The organism is Sunxiuqinia sp. sy24, from assembly GCF_052677165.1.
Genome location: NZ_JBQYLH010000014.1, coordinates 80,453 through 104,322, shown reverse-complemented (window position 1 = coordinate 104,322; position 23,870 = coordinate 80,453). Strand labels below are relative to the sequence as shown.

The 23,870-nt window shown below is 43.4% G+C and carries 21 protein-coding genes; 15 read left to right on the top strand and 6 right to left on the bottom strand.

Going from position 1 to position 23,870, the window contains the following annotated elements; all coding sequences use genetic code 11:
* Positions 1-35 precede the first annotated feature (35 nt).
* From ACUNWA_RS13090 to ACUNWA_RS13070, 5 genes are read left to right on the top strand one after another with little or no spacing between them, the layout of a single operon-like run.
* Positions 36-1,979, top strand: coding sequence for a peptidylprolyl isomerase (locus ACUNWA_RS13090; RefSeq protein ID WP_445592371.1), 1,944 nt, complete (start codon positions 36-38; stop codon positions 1,977-1,979).
* Positions 1,976-2,827, top strand: a complete 852-nt coding sequence (locus tag ACUNWA_RS13085) for a hypothetical protein (RefSeq protein ID WP_445592370.1) — start codon at positions 1,976-1,978, stop codon at positions 2,825-2,827. Before ACUNWA_RS13090 ends, ACUNWA_RS13085 begins: the two co-directional genes overlap by 4 nt.
* A gap of 6 nt (positions 2,828-2,833) precedes the next feature.
* Positions 2,834-4,177 carry a peptidylprolyl isomerase gene (locus ACUNWA_RS13080; protein WP_445592369.1) on the top strand — a complete coding sequence of 448 codons (1,344 nt, stop codon included), beginning with the start codon at positions 2,834-2,836 and terminating at the stop codon, positions 4,175-4,177.
* 14 nt (positions 4,178-4,191) lie between these two features.
* Positions 4,192-5,154, top strand: a complete 963-nt coding sequence (locus tag ACUNWA_RS13075) for an AAA family ATPase (protein WP_445592368.1) — start codon at positions 4,192-4,194, stop codon at positions 5,152-5,154.
* A gap of 11 nt (positions 5,155-5,165) precedes the next feature.
* Positions 5,166-6,680: an OstA-like protein gene (locus tag ACUNWA_RS13070; protein WP_445592367.1), complete on the top strand. Its 1,515-nt coding sequence runs from the start codon at positions 5,166-5,168 to the stop codon at positions 6,678-6,680.
* Positions 6,681-6,726: 46 nt separating this feature from the next.
* On the opposite strand, the gene ACUNWA_RS13065 is transcribed toward ACUNWA_RS13070, so the two are convergent.
* From ACUNWA_RS13065 to ACUNWA_RS13055, 3 genes are all read right to left on the bottom strand, one after another.
* Positions 6,727-6,948 (bottom strand): DUF2795 domain-containing protein, encoded by a 222-nt coding sequence (locus ACUNWA_RS13065; protein ID WP_299578114.1) that lies wholly within the window; start codon positions 6,946-6,948, stop codon positions 6,727-6,729.
* A 90-nt stretch (positions 6,949-7,038) separates the two neighbouring features.
* Entirely contained in the window at positions 7,039-7,602 is a 564-nt protein-coding gene (locus tag ACUNWA_RS13060; RefSeq protein ID WP_445592366.1) for a cob(I)yrinic acid a,c-diamide adenosyltransferase, read from the bottom strand.
* Entirely contained in the window at positions 7,602-8,300 is a 699-nt protein-coding gene (locus tag ACUNWA_RS13055; protein ID WP_445592365.1) for an ABC transporter ATP-binding protein, read from the bottom strand. The genes ACUNWA_RS13060 and ACUNWA_RS13055 overlap by 1 nt, the downstream gene beginning before the upstream one ends.
* Before the next feature lie 256 nt (positions 8,301-8,556).
* Between ACUNWA_RS13055 and recG the strand changes: the two genes are divergently transcribed.
* The 8 genes from recG (at position 8,557) to ACUNWA_RS13015 (ending at position 16,466) form a co-directional block, all read left to right on the top strand.
* The gene (gene recG, locus ACUNWA_RS13050) at positions 8,557-10,656 is read left to right on the top strand and encodes an ATP-dependent DNA helicase RecG (protein ID WP_445592364.1); all 2,100 of its coding nucleotides are present in this window, start codon (positions 8,557-8,559) and stop codon (positions 10,654-10,656) included.
* Between the two features lie 301 nt (positions 10,657-10,957).
* On the top strand, positions 10,958-11,374 hold the full coding sequence (locus tag ACUNWA_RS13045; RefSeq protein ID WP_445592363.1) for a SoxR reducing system RseC family protein: 417 nt from the start codon (positions 10,958-10,960) through the stop codon (positions 11,372-11,374).
* A 2-nt stretch (positions 11,375-11,376) separates the two neighbouring features.
* Positions 11,377-12,303 carry a Fe-S cluster domain-containing protein gene (locus ACUNWA_RS13040; RefSeq protein ID WP_445592362.1) on the top strand — a complete coding sequence of 309 codons (927 nt, stop codon included), beginning with the start codon at positions 11,377-11,379 and terminating at the stop codon, positions 12,301-12,303.
* Positions 12,304-12,317: 14 nt separating this feature from the next.
* Positions 12,318-13,649, top strand: a complete 1,332-nt coding sequence (rsxC, locus tag ACUNWA_RS13035) for an electron transport complex subunit RsxC (protein ID WP_445592361.1) — start codon at positions 12,318-12,320, stop codon at positions 13,647-13,649.
* A gap of 36 nt (positions 13,650-13,685) precedes the next feature.
* On the top strand, positions 13,686-14,669 hold the full coding sequence (locus tag ACUNWA_RS13030) for an RnfABCDGE type electron transport complex subunit D (protein ID WP_445592360.1): 984 nt from the start codon (positions 13,686-13,688) through the stop codon (positions 14,667-14,669).
* On the top strand, positions 14,669-15,301 hold the full coding sequence (locus ACUNWA_RS13025) for an RnfABCDGE type electron transport complex subunit G (RefSeq protein WP_445592359.1): 633 nt from the start codon (positions 14,669-14,671) through the stop codon (positions 15,299-15,301). The genes ACUNWA_RS13030 and ACUNWA_RS13025 overlap by 1 nt, the downstream gene beginning before the upstream one ends.
* The gene (rsxE, locus tag ACUNWA_RS13020; RefSeq protein WP_445592358.1) at positions 15,298-15,882 is read left to right on the top strand and encodes an electron transport complex subunit RsxE; all 585 of its coding nucleotides are present in this window, start codon (positions 15,298-15,300) and stop codon (positions 15,880-15,882) included. The genes ACUNWA_RS13025 and rsxE overlap by 4 nt, the downstream gene beginning before the upstream one ends.
* 11 nt (positions 15,883-15,893) lie before the next feature.
* On the top strand, positions 15,894-16,466 hold the full coding sequence (locus tag ACUNWA_RS13015; protein WP_445592357.1) for an electron transport complex protein RnfA: 573 nt from the start codon (positions 15,894-15,896) through the stop codon (positions 16,464-16,466).
* A 426-nt stretch (positions 16,467-16,892) separates the two neighbouring features.
* Here the strand turns inward: ACUNWA_RS13015 and ACUNWA_RS13010 are convergent, their stop codons facing one another.
* Positions 16,893-17,336 (bottom strand): DUF4293 domain-containing protein, encoded by a 444-nt coding sequence (locus tag ACUNWA_RS13010; protein WP_445592356.1) that lies wholly within the window; start codon positions 17,334-17,336, stop codon positions 16,893-16,895.
* A 102-nt stretch (positions 17,337-17,438) separates the two neighbouring features.
* Positions 17,439-20,753, bottom strand: a complete 3,315-nt coding sequence (locus tag ACUNWA_RS13005) for a UvrD-helicase domain-containing protein (RefSeq protein ID WP_445592355.1) — start codon at positions 20,751-20,753, stop codon at positions 17,439-17,441.
* 209 nt (positions 20,754-20,962) lie between these two features.
* Between ACUNWA_RS13005 and ACUNWA_RS13000 the strand changes: the two genes are divergently transcribed.
* Together ACUNWA_RS13000 and ACUNWA_RS12995 are read left to right on the top strand one after the other, a co-directional pair.
* Entirely contained in the window at positions 20,963-21,925 is a 963-nt protein-coding gene (locus ACUNWA_RS13000) for an ATP-binding protein (RefSeq protein WP_445592354.1), read from the top strand.
* Positions 21,918-22,568 (top strand): response regulator, encoded by a 651-nt coding sequence (locus ACUNWA_RS12995; protein ID WP_445592353.1) that lies wholly within the window; start codon positions 21,918-21,920, stop codon positions 22,566-22,568. The genes ACUNWA_RS13000 and ACUNWA_RS12995 overlap by 8 nt, the downstream gene beginning before the upstream one ends.
* Before the next feature lie 34 nt (positions 22,569-22,602).
* Here the strand turns inward: ACUNWA_RS12995 and ACUNWA_RS12990 are convergent, their stop codons facing one another.
* Positions 22,603-23,823: a transaldolase family protein gene (locus tag ACUNWA_RS12990; protein ID WP_445592352.1), complete on the bottom strand. Its 1,221-nt coding sequence runs from the start codon at positions 23,821-23,823 to the stop codon at positions 22,603-22,605.
* Positions 23,824-23,870: the final 47 nt, after the last annotated feature.

Sequence of the window (23,870 nt, the reverse complement as noted above, 5' to 3'; positions counted from 1 at the left end):
GTTTTAGCTTGAAAATTTTTATTGACAACCATTGTATGCATAGTTTCATTCTCTTATTTTTTGCAGTCGTAACTACGACTTTTGGCTTTGGTCAGGACAATCCTGAAATCATCGTCACGATCGGCGATCATGCCATCGCCAAAGAGGAGTTTGTCCGGCTGTACGATAAAAACAATAAGCTATTGCTTGATGAGGCGGAGAAAAAATCGCCCAGCGATTACATGGATTTATTGATCAATTTCAAACTGAAAGTTCTGGAGGCTGAACGTTTAGGCTATGACACCCTTCCAGGCTTTGTCAACGAACTAAGCACATACCGGAAAGAACTGGCCAAACCTTACCTCACAGCTGTTCACTATACCGAAGAAATGGTAAAAACAGCTTACGAGCGCATGCAAACAGAGGTCAATGTCAGCCATATCTTATTGTTGGCGAAGGAAGATGCAAGCCCTAAAGACACCCTGGAAACGTATATGCAGCTGCTGAATTTACGCCGGCAATTGGAGGATGGCTCTGATTTTGAAACCCTCGCCCTGAACTATTCCGAAGATCCTTCGGCCAAACAGAACAAAGGTAAGCTGGGCTATTTTAGCGCTTTCCAAATGGTTTACCCATTCGAAGACGCAGCCTATAAAATGAATGTTGGGCAAGTCTCCTACCCCGTGCGCACCAAATTTGGCTATCACCTCATCAAGGTTAATAACAAACGCGCGGCCCGTGGTCAGATCAAAGTGGCTCATATCATGAAAGAGATAGACGAACACACCAGCGAAGAGGCCACCAGCCAGGGGAACCAACAACTTGACAGCTTACTGTTGGAGCTTGAAAATGGGGCTGATTTTGCAGAGAAGGCCAGACTCCATTCGGATGACCAACGCTCGGCATCAAGCGGAGGCACGCTTTCCTGGTTTTCATCTTCGGGGATGATGCCGGAGTTTGCCGAGCCTGCTTTTGCCTTGCAGCAGGATGGTGACCTCTCGCCTGTGATTCGAACTCCCTACGGATGGCATATTATCAAAAGACTAGAACATCGTCCGATTCCGACATTTGATGAAGTGGAGGATTTTCTGGCAGAAAAGATCCGCAATAACCCAGAGATCAGTCAGCATAACGCTGAGCGTTTTATTCAGAATTTAAAAGGTGAATACGATTTCAAACAAGACGAGCAAGTTCTTGATGAATTAATCAAAGAACTGAAAACAGCAATAAAGAGCAACACACTGGAAACATTCCAATTAGCCAATCCCAATCAAGTCTTGTTTCATTTTGCAGACCAACAGGCAACTGCAGGCGATTTACTGGCTTACCTCAGACGAAAAGCTGGGGGGCCGAAATCTGCAGCCATGCCCCAAACTTACAACAGCTTTGTCTTTGAAAGGCTGCGACAATATGAAGATTCTCGGCTTGAAGCGAAATATCCTGAATTCAGATATCTGGTACAGGAATACCACGACGGCATCTTGCTATTTAATATTTCAGAAGATGAAATTTGGAATGCTGCAGTTCAGGATTCTACAGGACTAGTGGCATTTTACGAAAAAAACAAGTCAAAATACCAATGGGACGAGCGCTTTCACGGATGGAGCATCAAATGCGACAATCTGGAAGCAAAAGACTTTATCGATGCTGTTTTTGATGAAGATTCGGAAATTCAAGCTGCAGAACTACGTGACCAAATGAAAGATTACCTTGGAGAAGTGAACGCCGAGGTGGAATTTGGCTTTTTTGAGAAAGGCCAGGATCCTTTGGTTGATTACTTGGTTTGGAACGCCCCCAAGCCTGACAACTTTCTAGATGGTCTGCATTTTGTCAGAGGAAACAGAGTTCCCCCACAGGTCAAAACATTGCAGGAAGCCAAGGGTTTGTATGTCTCCGACTACCAAAACAAGCTGGAGAAAATGTGGCTCAAGGAGCTTCGAAAACGTTATAAAATTAAGGTAAACAAAAAATTACTAAAAGGTATTGAACAGCACCAATGATCAGGACTCGATTACATACAGTATTAATAATATTAATCTTTTCGGCCTGCACCATCGAGCAGGAAAAGGTTCCCTTAGCCCAAGTGGGGACAAAAATGCTTTACCTCGACGAGGTAGAAAAAGTGCTGCCTGAAGATCTTCCACCGGCCGATAGCGCTTTGTGGATGGATGATTTTATTCAGAAATGGGTTCAGCGTGAACTGATGGTTTTAAATGCGGAGGAAAATCTGAGTATTTCGCAAAAAGATGTGAGCCGTGAGTTGGAGGAATACCGTAATTCGCTAATTACCTACCGGTACAAAAAAGCGCTCATGGAACAAAAGATGGATACGCTGATCAGTGATCAAGCTATTGAGGCATATTATGATGCTCACAAAAATGAATTTATCCTAAAAAACGACATCGTCAAAGCTGTCTATTTAAAAACTCCGCTCGAGTTGGCTAATCCGGAAACACTTAAAGAACTTTCCATGGATAATGATCCTCAAAAGTTACTCGAATTAGACGAATATGGCATTCGGTACGCCAAGAACTATGACCGATTTGACGACAAATGGATTGATGCCAGTCGCATCTTAACACAAATTCCTACTGAAATAGACAACCTGGAGCGTTTTTTACGCAGAAACAAGTTTATCGAAAGTGATGATACAGAATATTATTATTTTATTTGTATCCGCGATTTCAGGTTTGAAGGAGAACACGCACCTGTTGACTTTGTCAAGTCATCCATCAAAAATATTCTTTTGAATCAGCGAAAAATTAACTTTCTAAAGAAAATAGAAACTGATGTCTATCAAGAAGGTCTGGAATCGAATAAATTTAAACTTTATACTATTAAAAAATAAACCAATATGTTTAAAAAAGTATTAGCTGGTATTTTGCTCTTCAGTTGCCTTACAACCGTAACGCTGGCTCAAGATAAAACAATCGATCAGATTGTGGCAGTTGTGGGTAACAACACTATCCTGAAATCGGATATTGAAAACATGTATATCCAGCAACAGGCTCAGGGAATCGTCTCAGATGGCGATATGAAGTGTGAAATTCTGGAAGATTTTCTGGTTGAAAAACTTTTATTGGCCGAAGCTGAGCTGGATACAACCATCTTGGTGAGTGACAGCCAGATTAACCAAAGTCTTGATCAGCGGATGCAATATTTCCGTCAGCACCTGGGCTCGGATAAAGCGGTTGAAGATTACTTCAAAAAGCCCATCAATCAGATCAAAGCTGACTTGGAGGAAGTTATTCGCAATCAATCGATGACCAGCCAGATGCAAGGTAAAATTGTGGATAAAGTACAGGTAACCCCCTCAGAAGTTCGCTATCACTTCCGAAATATGAAGAAAGATGAGATTCCGATGGTGGAACCGATGACTGAATTTGCTCAAATCACGCTTTTCCCTCCTATCGAGCTGGAAGAAGAAAACCGTATTAAAGCCCGTTTACGTGAATTTAAAAAGCGGGTTGAAGAAGGCGAGAGCTTTGCCGTTTTGGCGGTAGCTTACTCCGAAGGACCTTCAGCATCAGCAGGAGGTGAATTGGGGTATATGGGTCGCGCAGAGTTGGACCCCACATACGCCACTGCTGCCTTCAACTTAAAAGGCGACCGCATTTCTAATGTGGTGAAAAGTGAGTTTGGCTACCACATCATCCAGCTTATCGACCGTCAAGGTGAAAAAGTCAACACCCGGCATATTATCTTGAAGCCCAAAGCAACAGCCAAGGCCATGGAAGATGCCTACAACCGTCTCGACAGTCTCGCAAACTTCATCCGGAAAGAGGAAATTTCGTTCTCCGATGCAGCTATGCGTTATTCATTCGACAAAAATTCAAGAAACAGCGGAGGGAAAGTGATCAACCCACAAACCATGTCAACCAAGTGGAGACAACAAGAACTACCACCCGACGTGAGTAAAATTTTAACCAAGCTGAAAGTAAACGAAATATCAGAGCCATTCAAAGCCGTTGATGAAAAACAACGTACGGTTTATAAGTTGATTAAGCTGATTAACCGTACAGAACAGCACCGGGCAACGTTGCAGGAAGACTACCAGATGCTGACCGAAATCTATCTTCGCGAGAAACAGGAAGAGGCACTGAATCAGTGGATCTCAGAGCAACAATCAAAAACGTATATTAGCATAGATCCAACCTATGCCAATTGTAATTTCAAGTTTAAAGGCTGGAAAAAATAAATTGACTCCTGGATATGAATTTCAGAAATGACGTTGAAGCAGTTGATGCACTAAAAAGCAGGTTTGATTTACTTCAGGCAGAAATAAAGAAGCGAATTTACGGGCAGGATGAAATCATCAAGCAAGTATTAATTTCGCTTTTTAGCCGAGGTCATTGCTTGCTAATTGGTGTGCCCGGATTAGCGAAGACCCTTTTGGTAAACACCATTGCCGAAGTGTTGGGGCTGAAATACAGTCGTATTCAGTTTACGCCCGATCTCATGCCTTCCGACATCATTGGAACTGAAATTCTGGACAAAGACCGGGAGTTTAAATTCATCCGAGGACCGCTGTTTGCCAACATCATCCTGGCTGACGAAATTAACCGAACGCCGCCGAAAACACAGGCCGCGCTGCTCGAAGCCATGCAGGAACGTGCGGTAACAGCAGCCGGCGAGCGTTTTCAGCTGGATAAGCCATTCTTTGTATTGGCCACTCAAAATCCGATTGAGCAGGAAGGAACCTATCCCCTGCCCGAGGCCCAGCTGGATCGCTTCATGTTTTCGGTCTGGCTCGACTACCCGGACTATGATGATGAGCTTGAAATCGTTCGCAATACAACATCTGATTTTACAACAGAGCTGAGTGAAATTATTTCAGCAGAAGAGATCAAGTATTTTCAGAATTTGATATTAAAAATTCCAATTAATGATCACGTTTTGAAATATGCGGTTTCCCTTTCGGCTAAAACACGCCCCGGCACCAATTTGGCAGCGCCTATAACCAACAAATACCTGAAATGGGGTGCTGGCCCAAGGGCATCACAATACCTGGTTTTGGGGGCTAAAACACATGCCGTTTTATCCGGGAAATACTCCCCTGATATTGAAAATGTAAAAGCAGTTGCCAAAACAATTTTGCGTCACCGGGTCATCAAAAATTACAAAGCCGAAGCCGAAAACATTTCTGTCGATCAAATTATACAGGAATTGCTGTAATTTAAAATTAAATGAATTTGAAAACCAAGTACAGTAAACTCGTATTCTTACTGTTATTCTTACCCGTAGTTTCATGGGCACAAACCAAGAAACGGATAGACATTGAACAAGCAGGTTCCTTGCAGGTTGATAAAAGAATTGTAGCCAACGCCCAGCGGTTAATTGGCAATGTTATTATTACACACAACAACATCCGGTTGTGGTGCGACAGTGCCTATTCCTATACCGACACCAATATGGTGCACGCCTTTGGGCATGTGCATATCCTGAAAGATGACACCCTGCATTTGTACTCTGATTTTTTGAACTACAACGGAGATGCCAAATGGGCAGTGGCCACTGGAAATGTTCGGCTGGTCAACAAATCAACCACACTGACGACCGATACCCTGGATTTTGACATGAGCCGAAATGTGGGCTATTACGACGACTACGGAACCGTTGTTGATAGTTCCAGCACCCTGTACAGCAAAATTGGCGAATATTACGCCAATGAAGACAAGGCCTACTTCAAAACAGAAGTTGAAGTGTTGTCGAACGATTATACGCTGAGCTCAGACACGCTGATCTATGACACCAAAACACAGGTTATATCCATTGTTGGTCCGACCAGTATCAAGGATGAAGAAACCAACTTATATGCTGAACGTGGATTTTACAACAGTAATTCAGGCGAGGTTGAGCTGTATAACAACCCGGAGATTCTTGGAGATGAACAAAAGATTAATGCCGATTCCATCTTCTACAATAAAACCACCGGCGATGGACGTGCCATTGGCAATGCCCGGATTGAAGACTTCAAAAATAGAATGATTGTTAAAGGAAACCGGGTTGTGTATAACGATCAAGACGAAACCTCACTGGCAACCGATTCGGCTCATTTTATGCTCTATTCAAAAAAAGACACTTTGTTTCTGCATGCCGACACCCTGATGTCGCGACCAGATACCATTCCCAACGAGAAATTGGTGACCGCTTATTACGAGGTTAAGTTTTTCAGAGAAGACATGCAGGGCCAGTGTGATTCGATGGTTTACTGGTCGCTCGACTCCACCATCCAACTGTTTCACAATCCGGTGATCTGGTCTGAAAACAACCAAATGACTGCAGACTACATTGAAATGATCAACCAAACGAACGAGCCCGACTTAGTCAAAATGAAACAAAACGCCTTTATTGTAGCCATGGAAGATTCTGGCCGGTACAATCAAATTAAAGGGCGCAATATGCTAGGCTATATTCGGAACAATGAACTATACAAAATCAATGTAGATGGCAACGGACAATCGCTTTATTATGCACGCGATGGGCAAGGCATTATTGGCTTAAACAAAGCGCAGAGCAGCTCAATTGAGATATACCTAGACAGCAGTAAGGTTAGCAAGATTGTTTTTATTAAAACCCCGGATGGGCAATTGCTGCCACTGATCAATATTTCGGATGAGGATAAAAAACTCCCCGGATTTCAATGGTACGATGCCATCCGCCCCAAACGGGTTGAAGATATCTTCCACAAAAACAAATAGCAAGGCTTAGCCTTGCTATTTGTTTTTTTACTTGCTTCAAGTTCAATCAATATTCGTCCTCATTGAAGAAAAAGTCATCTTTACTCGGATAATCCGGCCAAATATCTTCAATACTTTCGTATATCTCCCCTTCGTCCTCAATATCCTGCAAGTTTTCAATTACTTCCAAAGGAGCTCCTGATCTCATTGCATAATCGATCAACTCATCCTTGCTTGCAGGCCAAGGTGCATCCTCTAATTTTGAAGCTAATTCTAGTGTCCAGTACATATTCGAAGGAATTTTAGTTTTGATTCTTTTTTTTTGATTTTGCGAATATATAAAAAATTACAGCAATACCTAAGAAAAAATAACATTTGCTTAAACTCCCGAATTCCAAGTATTTTCTGGCACTTGGTCATCGAAAGAGATCTTACGCCCCAGCACAAAAAGATAGTCAGAAAGGCGATTTATGAATTTTATCAGGTTTTTGTTGATGTCCGTCTTTTCTGACAGCTCAATAATTAGTCGTTCTGCACGCCGACAAACAGTCCTTGCAATTTGCGCATGAGCAGCAGCCGGACTTCCTCCCGGAAGAATAAATTGGCTTAATTTGGGCAACACCTTAAACATCTCGTCCATCTCTTTTTCGAGCAGAGCAATATCTTCATCTTTGCAAGGAATTTGGTTTCTGAAATCAGCTGCCGATTCATCGGTAGCCAACTGGGCTCCCACCGTAAATAAAATCGACTGGATCTGCTTTAAAATAGCCTGGGCATGTTCATCAATACCCATGGCAATAATTAAACCGAGATAACTGTTTAACTCATCAACGGTTCCATAGGACTCCAGGCGAATATCATACTTTTTCACCCGAGCTCCTCCAATCAGGCCGGTAGTGCCATCATCTCCTGTTTTAGTATAAATACGAACTTCTTTATCCATTATATTACTGGGTTTGGATTTATTTCATCAGATTCAACTTGCCCGTCTTTCAGCCGAATAACCCGGTGAGCATGCAGGGCAATATCTTCTTCGTGAGTAACAACAATCAGCGTATTGCCTTGTTGATGAATCTCCGCAAATAAGTGCATAATTTCTTCTGAAATTTTGGAGTCCAGGTTTCCCGTAGGCTCATCGGCCAGCAAAATTGCAGGCTTATTGATCAAGGCACGAGCCACTGCAACACGTTGTCGCTGACCTCCGGAAAGTTCATTGGGCTTATGCTCAATTCGGTCGGCCAAACCAACATCAGTCAATATTTTTGTTCCTCGTTCCAATCGCTCCTGTTTTTTCACTCCGGAATAAACCAGCGGCAACATTACATTATCCAAAGCCGTGCTTCGAGGCAACAGATTAAATGTTTGAAAAATAAAGCCAATTTCGCGATTTCGAATTTGAGCAAGTTCATCATCGGTCAAATCGCTAACATTATGTCCATTCAAAATATAATTCCCACTTGTTGGAGTATCCAAACAGCCAATCACATTCATCAGGGTTGATTTTCCCGATCCAGATGCCCCCATGATGGCAACATATTCGCCTTCATTAATGGAAACGCTAACAGAGCGCAGAGCACGCACGATCTGTGTTCCAACTTTATAATTTTTGACAATGTCGGTAAGGTTGATTACTTGTTTCATTTTTTTCAGAATTGAGCTTTCAGTAATAGATTATAATCAGGAAAATTATCTTTCATTCGTCTTTGGTTCGTAAATATAGGGATATAGTCCTAAATTTCCACTTAACGAAAGTATTTTTCATTTTCATAAATCGTGATTTCAAGAACACCCTTTAAACAAAAACCATGCAACTCTTTTCATTTACAAACAAAATAATCTTAATAACTACTTTTGTAGACTTTATCCTCTGATAGTTTTTGTTTTTTATCTTTGTTTTATGCCTGAATATTTAGATCAAGACATTAAATTTTTACAGGGAGTAGGTCCAAAGCGAGCAGAATTGCTGAAAAAAGAATTAGACATTCTTTCTTTTCGCGACTTGCTTTACTATTTCCCCTATCGCTATATCGACAGAACCCGTTTTCACCAAATCTCAGAAGTTCGGGCCGACCAGGCTTACATCCAGGTGAAAGGTAAGATTCGCTCGTTTCAATTGCTTGGAGAAGGAAGAAAACAACGACTGAGTGCCGTGTTTTACGACGAAACGGGCAGTATGGACTTAATTTGGTTTCAGGGTATTAAATACACCCGGGAGAACCTGGTACCCGGAAAAACCTATGTGGTTTTTGGCAAGCCCTCCGTATTCAGTGGCCGGGTCAACATCATTCATCCCGAAGTGGAAGATCGACACAGCGAGCAGTTCAAAACAGGTGTTTTGCAGGCATTTTACAACACAACGGAAAAACTAAAAAAAAGCTTTCTGAATACCAATGCGCTGAATAAAATTCAGTTCAACCTGGCGAAACAAATACAGGGAAAGGTTTATGAAACTTTGCCCACAAAAATTAAAGATCCCCTGAAGTTGATGACCTTGAGTGATGCCCTCCATCAAATTCATTTCCCCGAAAGCACACACCTGCTTCAAAAAGCTACTTTCAGACTTAAATTTGAAGAGCTCTTTTATATCGAGTTAAAGATAATCAGCTTGAAGCATCGCAGACTAGAGGCTTTCAAAGGTTTTGTTTTTTCGAAGGTGGGCTACAACTTTAATCATTTTTACGCCAATAACCTGCCCTTTGAACTTACCGGAGCGCAGAAAAAAGTAATTAAGGAAATTCGGAAAGATTTAGGCTCCGGAAAGCAGATGAACAGGCTTCTACAAGGCGATGTGGGCAGTGGCAAAACCCTGGTTGCCCTAATGGTTGCTATACTGGCTTTCGACAATGGATTTCAGGCCAGCTTAATGGCGCCAACCGAAATCCTGGCCATCCAGCATTTCAATACCATTCAGAAGATGCTTGATGGCTTGGGTGTCAACATAGCCCTGCTATCGGGATCAACCAAGAAACGCGACCGCAAAGTGATTCACGAGCAACTGGAAAGCGGAGAACTACAATTGCTCATTGGCACGCATGCGCTGATTGAAGATTCCGTCAGTTTTAACAAACTGGGATTAGTGATTATTGATGAACAACACCGTTTTGGTGTTGCACAACGAGCCAAATTGTGGAAAAAGAATACCAGTATCCCACCGCACATTTTAGTAATGACTGCTACACCGATCCCCCGCACACTGTCCATGACCCTTTATGGGGACCTGGATGTATCGGTAATCGATGAATTGCCTCCGGGAAGGAAACCCATTTCAACCCGGCACTTCTTTGAAAATCGCCGAAAAGAAGTCTATCAGTTTATCCGTTCGCAGATCAATGCCGGAAGACAAGCCTACATTGTTTATCCATTAATCAGCGAGTCGGAAAAAATGGATTACAAAAACCTGGAAGATGGCTATGAACTGATGCAAGAGGTTTTTCCCCGTTTCAAGCTCAGCATGGTTCATGGGCGCATGAAACCAGCAGAGAAAGAGGCAGAGATGCAACTCTTCAAAGAAGGCAAAACACAGATCATGGTCGCCACCACCGTCATTGAAGTGGGCGTTGATGTACCAAACGCTTCGGTCATGGTGATTGAAAGTGCCGAGCGCTTTGGACTCTCGCAACTCCATCAGCTGCGAGGGCGCGTTGGGCGCGGAGCCGAACAATCCTACTGTCTGCTGATGTCATCGTATAAAATTAGCAACGAGAGCCGCAAACGACTCGAAACCATGGTTCGAACTAACGATGGTTTTGAGATTGCGGAAGTAGACCTTCAATTGAGAGGCCCTGGCGATATTGAAGGAACCCAACAGAGTGGACTGGGCGTCAGCCTGAACATCGCAAACCTGGGAAAAGACGGCGAAATTTTGCGAATAGCCCGAACCATTGCCAGCGATATTCTTGATGAAGACCCCCGACTGGAAAAAGAAGAGAACAAATTACTACGTTATCACTACCAAAAAATGAAGAATGCCGAGTTCAATTGGAGTGTAATTAGCTAAGATTAGCTAACAACTTTTGCATTTTTTTGCTTTTCAGGCACGCTAAAAATGATCCAACATTGCAAAACAGAGATTATTTTATCGACAAAATACTGCAATCTCCACATTACAAAAACAATGACTTTCATCAACCACCCTTGCAATACACTGACCTATTGACTCTTGAGGATGCCTTGAATTCATTGGTTATTTAAAACAAATATAAATAACTACCGATGTTTTAAAAATGATTTGAAGAAGGATCCGAGTTATCTAAACATCTTTAGTTTTGCAGTCATAAATATGCTAGGAAGTAGAAAAGATGTCGGGAGAAATTTCACACAAAGGAATTATTAAAGCACTTTCTGCTCAACGAATTCTTGTTGAGATTATCAACGAATCAGCCTGTTCTGCCTGTCACGCAAAAGGCATGTGTTCTGCCGCTGACATGAAAGAGAAAGAAATAGAAATCAATCATTTTTCGGGAGAATACCATGTAGGCCAAGCCGTTGAAATTGTGGGCAAAACCTCCCAGGGTTTCAAAGCCCTCTTCTACGGCTACCTCTTTCCTTTTCTGCTTATCATGATTGTATTGATTACCCTGACCAGCTTGCAATTTAGTGAGGGGCTCAGTGGACTGCTTTCGCTATCCATCCTTATCCCCTACTATTTCATACTATATATTACGAGAAACAGAATTCGCAAGAGCTTTGAATTTGAAATCAAGCCTTTACCATAATTATGAGTGATACGATTATTTATACCATGATTGCTTTGAGTGCAATTGGCATTTTGGCTGCTGTCATTTTGTATTTTGTTGCTCAAAAGTTTAAAGTATACGAAGATCCACGGATCGATGAAGTAGAAACTACGCTTCCCGGAGCTAACTGTGGAGGATGTGGTTACGCAGGTTGCCGCGCTTTTGCCGAAGCCTGTGTTAAAGAAAACGACTTGTCCGATCTTTTTTGCCCGGTTGGTGGAAACGATTGCATGACCGACGTTGCCGGCGTGCTGGGACTGGAAGCCGTTCAACAGGATCCTCGTGTAGCCATTGTTCGATGCAACGGGAGTTGTGAACATCGTCCGAAGACGAATCAGTACGATGGCGCCTCGTCATGTGCTGCAGCAGCCTCGCTTTACAGTGGCGATACCGGATGCCAGTATGGCTGTTTGAGTCATGGCGACTGTGTTGATGCCTGCGACTTTGACGCCTTGCACATGAACCCCGAAACCGGCTTGCCTGAAGTAGTCGATGACAAATGTGTGGCTTGTGGCGCCTGTGTTGATGCTTGTCCGAAAACATTGATCGAGCTCAGGAAGCGTGGTCCCAAAGACCGGAAGATTTATGTTTCATGTCGGAATGAAGACAAAGGTGGTGTAGCTAAGAAATCCTGCGCAGTAGCCTGTATTGGCTGCTCCAAGTGTTTCAAAGTTTGTCCGTTCGATGCCATCACCATGAACAACAACCTGGCCTTCATCGATTCAGACAAATGCAAGCTGTGCCGCAAATGCGTAGTTGAATGTCCTACCAATGCGATTATTGAAGTAGGTTTTCCTCCTCGCAAAGAAAAAGCAGACCTGCCCCCTAAAGCGGCAGTAAAAAAGGAAGCTCCCGCAAAAACGGAAAGCACGGCTTCCGAAGAAAAGAAAACCGAAAACTTAGATTAAAATAGGAGGCCATCGTGTTAAAAACATTCAAACTCGGCGGGGTTCATCCGGCAGAAAACAAACTTTCGGCCGACAAAGCCATCGAAAAGCTGGCTTTGCCCAAAAGCGTTTTTATCCCCGTAGCCCAGCATATTGGAGCACCAGCACAAGCCCTGGTAAAAAAAGGCGATCAAGTGAAAGTAGGACAACTTATTGCCCAATCCGGAGGATTTGTCTCTGCCAACATTCACTCATCCGTTTCCGGGACGGTCAAAAAAATAGACTTGTCGCCCGATAGCTCCGGCTACCCCAAGCAAGGTATTTTTATTGATGTAGAAGGCGACGAATGGGCCGAAGGCATTGACACTTCAGATAAGCTGGTAGAAAATTTCGAAGCAGACAGCAAGAAAATCATTGATAAGGTTAATACTGCCGGAATTGTTGGTTTAGGAGGTGCCACCTTCCCTACCCATGTGAAACTGATGCCACCACAGGGCATGAAAGCAGAGATGCTACTGATCAATGGTGTAGAGTGTGAACCTTACCTGACCTCGGACCACCGGGTAATGTTGGAAAAAGCTCCTGAACTGCTGGTTGGCATTCGTCTGTTGATGTGTGCTCTGCAAGTTGACAAAGCCTACATCGGCATTGAAAACAATAAGCCGGATGCGATTGCTCATCTTCAAAAGTTGACGGCATCAGAGGCATCCATTGAAGTCATTCCGCTGAAAGTCAAATATCCACAAGGTGGAGAGAAGCAACTAATAAAAGCCGTTACCGGACGTGAAGTCCCATCGGGCGCGCTTCCTATTGCTGTTGGCGCCGTTGTCAACAACGTTGGCACAGCCTTGGCCGTATATGAAGCCGTACAAAAAAATAAACCGCTGATTGAACGCGTGGTGACTATTACCGGGAAATCGGTAGCCAAGCCTTCTAACTTTTTAGTACGCATCGGAACGCCCGTTCAGGAGCTGATTGATGCGGCAGGCGGACTTCCCGAAGATGCCGGAAAGATTATTAGTGGTGGCCCCATGATGGGAAAAGCCGTTGCATCGACAAGCATTCCGGTCACCAAAGGAACTTCGGGGATCCTCATTATGCAGGACAAAGAAGCCAAGCGGGAACAGATAAAAACCTGTATCCGTTGTACCCGCTGTGTTACCGTCTGTCCAATGGGATTGGAACCTTACTACTTGATGACTGTATCGGACAAACAAGTGTGGGACAAGGCTGAAGAGCAGCACATCATGGACTGCATTGAATGCGGCTCATGCAGCTATACTTGTCCGGCCGATCGTCCTTTGCTGGATTACATCCGCCTCGGAAAAGGACAAGTAGGATCCATCATCCGCTCAAGAAAAAACTAATACGTAAGTAAAATTCATAATTCTGATCAACAAGAAATGAGTAAATTGCTAACAATATCACCTTCACCGCATGTTCATACCAGCGACTCGGTGAATAAAATTATGTACCGGGTACTCCTGGCACTGATGCCAGCCTTAGCCTGGTCCGTTTTCATGTTTGGGTTCGAAGCCATTCGCGTTACACTTTTAGCCGTTGCCGCATGTATGGCCTTCGAGTTTCTGATTCAAAAATTTCTGTTAAAAGAAGTGCCGCAAATTACCGATGGCTCAGCCGCACTTACCGGCATCCTATTAGCCTTTAACGTTCCGGCAAGTCTTCCCTCCTGGATGATTATCGTTGGAGCACTTGTTGCTATTGGCGTTGGAAAACTATCCTTCGGAGGCTTGGGGAACAATCCGTTTAACCCGGCTTTGGTTGGCCGTGTGTTTTTGCTAATTTCCTTTCCGGTGCACATGACCAGCTGGCCCGTAAGTCTGCATTCAACGGTTGATGCCTTAACAACGGCTACACCGCTGGCGCTTTTAAAAGAAGGCGTAAAAGCCGGACAACCCGTCAGCGAAGTTATGCTCAACCTGCCTTCCAACCTGGAACTGCTGTACGGAAATATGCCGGGTTCGTTGGGTGAAATTTCAGCGCTCTTTCTGCTGCTTGGATTTGCTTATATGGTCTGGAAAAAAGTCATTACCTGGCACATCCCCGTCTTCATCCTGGGAACAATTTTTATCTTCCAGGGATCATTGTGGATGCTTAATCCCGAAAACTTTATCGAACCTGTTTTCCACTTGTTATCCGGCGGAGCCATGCTTGGAGCAATTTTTATGGCGACCGATATGGTTACTTCGCCGATGACCGTTAAGGGTCAGCTGATCTTTGGAATCGGCATTGGGGTTCTGACCGTTTTGATCCGAAACTTTGGAGCCTATCCTGAAGGCATATCCTTCGCCATCCTGATCATGAATGGGTTTACACCACTAATAAACGCATACATCAAACCAAAACGATTTGGAGGGAAGAAGTAATGGCACAAAAAGAATCGACATTTTTAAATATGACCTTAACCCTGTTTTTGGTTACCTTGATTGCGGCAACGATACTGGGTTTTATTTATGACTTGACCAAAGGCGATATTGCCCTGGCCAAACAAAAAGCACAAAAAGAAGCTATCGAAAGTGTTTTACCCGCCTTCGATACGCTCGGTGATTCTTACAAAATATTGCCGGACGATGCGGCTGATAGTCTGGAGTTTTTCCCGGCTTACGATGCCAACCAACAACTCGTGGGTATTGCGGTGAAAACCTTCACCAAAAATGGCTTTAGCGGACTAATTAGCATTATGGCGGGTCTTTCGCCCGATGGAACCATCACCGGTTTTGAAGTACTTGAACACAAAGAAACGCCGGGTCTAGGAGCCAAAATGAACACTTGGTTTAAAGATGAAGGCAAACCCGGACAAAACATTGTGGGCAAAAGCCCGGCAACAAGCAAATTTGAAGTGAGCAAAGATGGTGGCGATGTAGATGCAATCACCGCTTCAACAATTACCAGCCGCGCCTTTTTAGATGCCATTGTCCGGGCCTATAACACCTACAAAAGCAAGCCGGATCAACAAGAAATAAGTACCAATCAAGTGAATGAAGGAGGACAATCATGAATCAAATGAAGAACTTCACCAAAGGATTTATCAAAGAAAACCCTGTTTTCGTTTTATTGCTTGGCATGTGTCCAACACTGGGAGTTACCTCCTCGGCCATCAATGGTTTGGGAATGGGATTGGCTACCACCTTTGTCTTGCTGATGTCGAACATTGTCATTTCAGCCATCAAAAATGTCATCCCCAGTAAGGTAAAAATCCCCAGTTTCATTGTAGTTATCGCTTCGTTGGTGACCGTGGTTGAGCTGGTGATGCAAGCATACCTCCCTGCTCTTTACAAAAGTCTCGGATTATTCATTCCACTAATTGTGGTGAACTGTATCGTATTGGGCCGCGCTGAAGCATTTGCATCGAAAAACACCATTATTTCTTCAGCCATCGATGGTTTAGGAATGGGTTTAGGTTTTGCTTTTGCTTTAACCTTGCTTGGAGCAGCCCGCGAACTCTTAGGTAGTGGGAAGATTTTTACCATCACCATCTTCCCTGAAGATTATGGCATGTTGCTGTTTGTGCTGGCACCGGGAGCATTTATTGTTCTGGGCTACCTGATTGCATTAATCAATCGTTTGAATAAAGCATAGGAGATTTTACCATGGAATATATTATTATCATTATAGCAGCTATTTTTGTCAACAACATTGTACTCAACCAGTTCTTAGGAATTTGTCCTTTCCTGGGTGTTTCCAAGAAAATTTCGACAGCCGTAGGCATGACCGGTGCCGTAACTTTCGTCATGGTCATTGCGACTATTGTAACTTACCTGATTCAGGTTTCTATTTTGAACCCGCTGGGACTACAGTTTTTACAAACCATTTTCTTCATCCTCGTTATTGCGTCGCTGGTGCAGTTGGTGGAAATTATCCTGAAAAAAGTGAGTCCATCACTTTACCAGGCTTTGGGCGTATTTTTACCCCTGATCACGACCAACTGTGCAATTTTGGGTGTGGCTATCCTAACCTATCAGAAAGAATTTAATTTGATGGAAGGCGTAGTTTTTGCCATTGCTAACGCGATCGGATTTGGATTGGCCCTGATTTTATTTGCCGGCCTACGTGAGCACCTCGATCTGATGAACATTCCGAAAGGATTAAAAGGGACACCAATTGCCCTGATCGTTGCCGGTATTCTGGCCATGGCGTTCATGGGTTTCAGTGGCCTTGTCTAACAAACTAAGTATTAAACCTATATTTCAGACTTATGAACAATTAGCTTCCAACAAAACAATTGAAAATAGGTCAAAGCAACATCTCTCGGGGTGTTGCTTTTTTTTGCTCTGAAATGCCTTTAAAAAGCGCTTATAGGCTTCCAGCCGAAGCTAACTACGACGCCAACTATATCATACTTCTAGCTGAAAATGGCCACTAAATGCAGCGATTTGCGATCAACCAAGTCATTTATCGCGGTAAGCCATCCTGAATAATAGTTCAATAATCCTTTTTCAGTTTAAATCTTCTTCTCACAAATAACTTGCACCAATTCGTGCCTTTAAGAAATTCGCCCTCCATAACCTTCAAGGCAAAAGAAATTTGCATCAAAACAAAAAAGGCACCTTCCAATGAAAAGTGCCTTTCTGAAAATATCATTTCAATGCTTATCGAATTCGATTGACAGACCGAATCAGGGCTTCATCTTTTCCAATATTGCGAATAGCCAAGTAATCCATAACAATGGCAATTAAAGGAAATACAACCGACAACTTAAAGCTAATATCAGCTCCTTTAAAATCGTAGTAGGTAAAAAAGTAAAACATGCCGAATAGTCCCAATAGTAAAATAATGGTAAAAGTAAGCACGCGCATTTGCGTCACCCGTTTTTTATAAAGAAAGATAGCCACAACATGCAGCAAAAGAATGAGTCCGATAAAAAGCATGATCGGAAGTCCGTTATTGACCAGCTCACCATTCTGCGAAATTCCCTTAATATTGAACAAGAACAACTCGTTATTGGCGACAATTTCAGCAAAAGGAAGACCAAACAGAGAGCCGATTAAAACAGCGGCAATAAACATATAAAGTGTTTGAATACGTTGAATCATGATTTATTTATTTTTTGACAAAATTACATTTTTGGGCAAATGTAGCAAGACCAAAGGGCAAAAGTTTCGAACTTATCGTGACCGCTCAGGAACTAGGCGACCTTAATCATCTATTTTCACTCGTTTATTGCTTTGCGTATACCAAATATAGCCCGAAACATTGGTATACCCACAGCGCTTCAGCTCATTCACATAACTTCGCACCTGGTAGTGGTATTTATCCAGCTCCTTTTCTCCCGATTTATAATCAACCACGATCACTTCATTTTCGCCCAGCATAATGCGGTCGGGCCGTTTCAAAGCTTTTCCGGTAAGCACTGAGCGCTCGTTCAGCACGCGGAAGGTTCCGTCAAACCAGCTCTTCACTTCCGGATCGGTAACCAGTTCATCCAGTTGCTGCTTCATTTGTTTGGCCTCGTCGGCCTGAACCATTCCCTGAATCTCCAAGGTGGTTACCGCCATTTCCACGTCGCTTGCAGTGGAGATTTTGGCCAGGACTTCGTGAAAAACCTTTCCTTTATTGATCTTAGTTGACGCCAATTCGTCTGCAACAAAAAAGTGTTCGTTGCGTTTTCGCAAATTCAGGTAATCATGAAAATCGGCAAAGCGAAACTGATTCAACTGCAACCGATTCTCTTTTAGCTTTTCTTTGGATATGGACGGCTTAATTTCGCCTACCGAGAAAGTTGAACTTTTGCTATCGTAAAAGTCAGCCAGCGGACAAAACAGCGACTGATCGTGCTTGAGAGGCAAGGCCTCCACCTTTTCCAACGCGTGCAGCAATACGTCGGCCATATTGCCAAACTTACCAGTGGTCACCGACCAGGTAAACAAAGCGGTTCGGGCACGGGTAAAAGCTACGTACAGCATGTTCAGGTTGTCAATGTAATTGCTGATTTTCTCCTGAAAATACTCCTGGAAAAAGATAGATTCGCCCATTCGCTTTTCAAACTTAACCGGCACCAGTTCCAACTGGTCGAAGGGTGGCAGTTTGGGGCGGCACCACAGCATGGGCGCATGTTGCGGCGATACGTCAATCTTCCAGTCACAAAACGGAATAAACACATAGTTGTATTCCAGACCTTTCGCTTTGTGAATGGTTTGAATCCGAATAGCATCCAATTCTTCCGAAACAGCAATCGTTTTCTTCTGTCCCTGATCTTCCCACCAAAGCAAAAATGCGGCAATATCCGTGGTTCGGTTCTTCATAAAACCAACCACCTGATCAATAAAAGCCTGCAAATAGGCCAATTCTTCATTCAGGCTAAACAGGTTAAAGACCTCGCACACCTTGAAACTAATTTCCTGAATGTTACGTCCACCAAGTGTTTCCGAAAAGTATTCGCTCGACAAAAAGTCAGAAAGCTTATTGCTGTCATCCGTCAGTTTTTCAAACCAGCTGGCTTCATCTGGCTTGTCCAAAGCATCGAAGCCAAGCGACAACTGATCGGAACAAGGGAAAGACAAATCAGGCACCCGATGTATGGCATGAAGCTGATCAAACAGCTCATTATAGTACAAATGATTGGCGAGTGCCAAAGCCACCGCATCATTTGGGTCGGCCAGCAACTGGAGCAGGGCCAGCACAAAGCCCACTGCCGATGAGTTTTTCACATAAAGCGATTCGCTGGATAAAATATTGAAATTATAGCTGGAGTCGCCTTGCTCATTTTCCTTCAGCAACCGATCGGCCACCAATTTCGCTTCGTCCTTTTTGCGAACCAAGACAGCAATTTCTGAAGCATTCGCTCCACTCGCCTGAACTTCCTTGATCTTTTCTACTAGCTCATCCAGGATCGTCTCCAACAATTCTTCCTTTTCGTCTTCTTTGGGTTTATTGAAGAACCGCATTCGAATTGCGCCATCATGTTCAAGCTTGGTATTGGCAATCTCTTGCAAGCTTTGTCCATAAATCGCTTCAATCTGACCCGACATTTCAGTATCCTTCAGCCGATTTGCTTCCAGCTCCTGATTAATATTTTGCTGAAACAAATAAGGCATCACGTGGAAAATACTGTTGTTGAAACGAATAATATTTCCAGTACTGCGCCAGTTTTTCTGCAAGGTCTCCTCTTCCACCCCATTTCCCGAGAACTGGGTGTTTACTTCACGTGCAAGCAGGTTCCAATCGCCGTTTCGCCAGCGGTAAATGGCTTGTTTCACATCGCCTACTACCATGCCCAAATGATCTTCCGACAGGGCATTTAGAATCAGTGGACGAAAGTTTCCCCATTGTAAGCCCGAAGTGTCCTGAAATTCATCAATCATGAAATGATTAAAAAAAACGCCTGTCTTCTCATAGATAAACGGCGTATCCGAATCATCGATAATACTTTTCAGCAAGGTTCCCGATTCGGAGATTAACACTACGCCTTTCTCCTGTGTTACTTTGCGTACCATAGCCTGCAAATCGACCAAAATACCCAAGGTATAAAGCTGGCTGACAATGAGCTTGGCGCTGTTGTATTCGTGCAGTTTTTGAAAATAAAACTCAACGGCCTCGTTCAACAAAGGTTGCAAAGCTACCGCTGCTTCCATCACATTGGCTTTATCGTTTTTCTTCGTCCACACTTCCGGATCACTTGCAGCTGCAAGCACCCGAACTCCGGGCCATGTATCCAGACTGAAGTCGGCCAACCGCTGAAATGAGCTACAAGCTCCGCTTTTCTTATACTTAAAATCATCAACCGATACGCCATGCTGCTGCATCGTCAGCAAGCCAGCGCGCCCAATTCGTTTCAAATTACTTTCAAATTGAAAAATCAGGCTATTCAGTTCTTTTTTGTATTGATTAATGAATACCTTGTCATTGATTTTTTCATGCAAGGTCTGGTTCAACGCCTTAAACGTTTCATTATAAATTTGCACCCCCAGCTTCATAATGTCGTTTTTCAGGTTCCAGCCACCGCCTTCCCTGATCTTTTCATTAGCAAACTTCTTGAGCCACTCCAGTAATTCCGGATTATCTTCAATTGAAAGCAACAATTCATCCACCGCTTCCTCCAAAATCAGGTTGTCCTCCAAATCAACCTGATAAGCCGAATTAATACCGAGCTCCCGGTTAAACGATTTAATTACCCGCTGAAAGAAACTATCAATGGTACTAATCGAAAAACGAGAATAGTCGTGTAGAATCCGTTTTAGGCTTTTTCGTGCCCGATCGGCAATATCCTGCTCTCCTAGCTTCATTTCCTGCATCAGCAAAGGCAAATAGGCTGAAGATCGTTCTTTGGCCAACACATAAAGTTCTTCAATCACCCGTTCTTTCATCTCGGTAGTGGCCTTGTTGGTAAAAGTTACTGCCAGAATATTTTTGTAGTTCCACTCATCTTCCAAGGCAATTTTAAGGTATTCGAGAGCTAAACGAAAGGTTTTCCCAGAGCCGGCGGAGGCTTTATAAATCTTGAGTTTCGACATGCTTATACAAGAAAAAGTTAAATAGAAGTAAGTGCTAAACAAAAGTACAATAATATTACGATCCATTTCAATCAATGGGCAAATAGTCCGTGCATTCAAAAGGCAATGTAATTACAGCAAATCTTACTTTTTATTTCAACAGCCGCAGCACTAAGTTTGAAAAGCCCTTTGGCAATTGTACATTTGCAGGAAGCTCTAATTCTAAGCGCATGATACTTCAGATTTTATTAGGAATTTCCATCATCCTGCAGTTTTTTGCTGCGGGGGTAGCCATCAAGCTTACCCGGGTCACCAAGTTCAATTTCTCCTGGATTTTGTTGACCATCGGATTTATCGTTATGGCCATCAGCCGCATGGTCGAATTTTTGCCGTTCATCAGCAATTTCGAGCCACAAGATTTAGGTGAAGTCGTTATCTGGTTTGGAGTAGTCATTTCGCTCACCTTTGCCATTGGCGTTTTCATGATTCAGCGGATCTTTAAATACATGAAGCGTGTTGAGGATTCACGCCGCCTGATGGAAAAGATGTTTCTGAATGCGATTATTCAAACCGAAGAAAAAGAACGAAAGCGATTCGCCAAAGACCTGCACGATGGACTGGGGCCTTTGCTCTCAACCGTAAAAATGTCGGTCTCTTCGCTGGCCCAGCTGGAACATGATCAGGCTTCGCGGGAAATTGTTTCCAATACCGAAATGGTGATCAACGAAGCAATCAAATCACTCAAGGAAATATCAGATAACCTGAGTCCCCATGTGCTCAATAATTTTGGGTTACTGCGTGCTTTGCGCAATTTCACCAATAAAATCAATGCTACGAAAGCCATCCACATCCAGCTCACGTCCAACATTACCAACGAACGATTTTCCAATAACATTGAAGTAGTGCTCTTCCGGGTGGTGTGCGAGCTCATTAACAACACCATCAAACACGCTGCGGCGAAAAACATAAGAATAAATCTGCAACATACCGATCAGGAAATTGCCATTATTTATAAGGATGACGGCATTGGGTTTAATAAAGAGGAACTGGAAAAGCAGCCGGTAACCGGAGGAATGGGCTTATCCAATATTTATTCGCGCATCAATTCGCTCAAGGGTGAGCTCAACATTGAGAGTGAGCCACAGCGGGGCACCCGTGTTAACATCAAAGTAAAAACCAAAGAGGATGAATAAAACAAACTACCAGATCATGCTGGTCGACGACCACACGTTATTTCGCAATGGGTTGCGAATTTTGTTGAATAATCTGAACGAATACACGGTGATCGGAGAAGCTGCCAACGGACAGGAATTTCTGGATTTGCTGGAATCACAAACACCCGATCTGGTATTGCTTGACATCGATATGCCGGTAATGGATGGCATTGAGGCAACGCGGAGAGCCATCAAGACGAATCCTGATCTGAAGATCATTACCCTCTCGATGTACGGAGAGGAAGACTACTATTATAAGATGGTGGATGCCGGAGTAAAAGGTTTTTTGCTGAAAGATTCGGACATTCAGGAAGTAAAAGCAGCCTTGCAAACCGTGCTGGAAGGTGGCACCTATTTTTCCTCCGAATTACTGCAAAACCTGGTCAGCAGTCTGCGGTCAAAATCACAACATCATGAAAAACAAAATGTGCTTTCGGAGCGGGAATCAGAAATTCTGATTTTAATTTGTCAGGGACTTTCGAACCAGGAAATTGCGGATCAACTTTTCATCTCGAAACGAACGGTAGATAAACACCGCTCCAACATTCTGGAAAAAAGTGAGAGCAAAAACACCGCTCAACTGGTGATGTACGCCATTAAAAATCAGCTGGTAGAAATTTAGGCTTGACAAGCAACGTCCTTTCTTCGGATAATGATCAGCTGATAATCGTTTCAATTCGTGCATCAAGCTGTGCCTGATCCCTTGTAAAACTAGCTAATCCGGCCAAGTTTAGTAAAGTATCAATAGCCAGTTCTCCGGACTCAATTCTTGCTGCCCAGCGCTGATGAACGGGAATTTTTCCATCCTGAGCGATGTCCGCCAAATCCTCATCGCTCAAATAGGGGAACAGATCCCTGCAGCCCGCATCATGAACCCGTTGAATCAATTCATTGCCATCTTTGGGTAGATTCGCGCCTAGATCCTTGGCCAAAGCAAGCTCCTTTTCCGATACTTCCCACAGTTTTGAAACAGAAACTTCATCTGCTGGAGAGTTTAGGTGAACAGGATAATCGGCACCAAGTTTAGACGAAAAATTACCCTTAAGTTCAGTCTTGCCTGATGCAGCCACTTGGGTTGGTATGGTATAAACATCCACTCCGGCCATATCTTCCAGCTGGCTTGCACTGCGCAAGCTGGCGGCAATTAACTTTGTAGGAACTTTATTGTTTGATGTTAGCTTGCTCACCCATCGCTGAGTCGAGAGGACGGTCTTTTCACCTGCTCCCGAACCATCGCCCAAACCATTGTCTTTGATATAGGCGCCCAAACGGCCCAAAAATACATTCAAGTAATTAGGCTGAGTTATTAAGGCTACCAGCACATTCTGACGTGCACTAAACTCTAGCGTAAAATTTATTTTGACTCCTAAATCCCGCAACTTCCGTGCAGCAAGCATACCCGAAGCCGTGTAGGGAACCTTTACAATGAATTGATCGGGACATATATCAAAATAGCGTAAGCCATAATCTACCGTAGCATCCATATTATGGGCTGTGTTTGTATGCAGCTCGACACTGACAAATCCTCCAAATCTTTTAGCTAATCGCAGTCCATGTCGGGCATTGACAATGAAGGCTATTTCCATGACTTGTTTCTCGAGGGGTAAATCTTTGACTATTTCTTTAGCCTGCTCAATCAGACTATCATAAATTCCTTTTTGAATCTCCTTATTTACCAAAGTATTGTTGGTAGTCAGAGCAGTCATTTCCGCAGACCAGTTTTTATCTGCCTCATCCATATCGCCCGTATCCAGCCATAATTCCGTTCCTGTATTTTTCAAGTGTTGCCAAAACGGATCCGGAGCTCCAACGACTCTTGGTTCTTCGCCCTTATTCAAAATAAATTCTTTGATTCTTGTTTTTAGAATGGCATCCATAATCGGTCATTTAAAACATTTAATAGCAGGAAAGTTATTAATCAAAT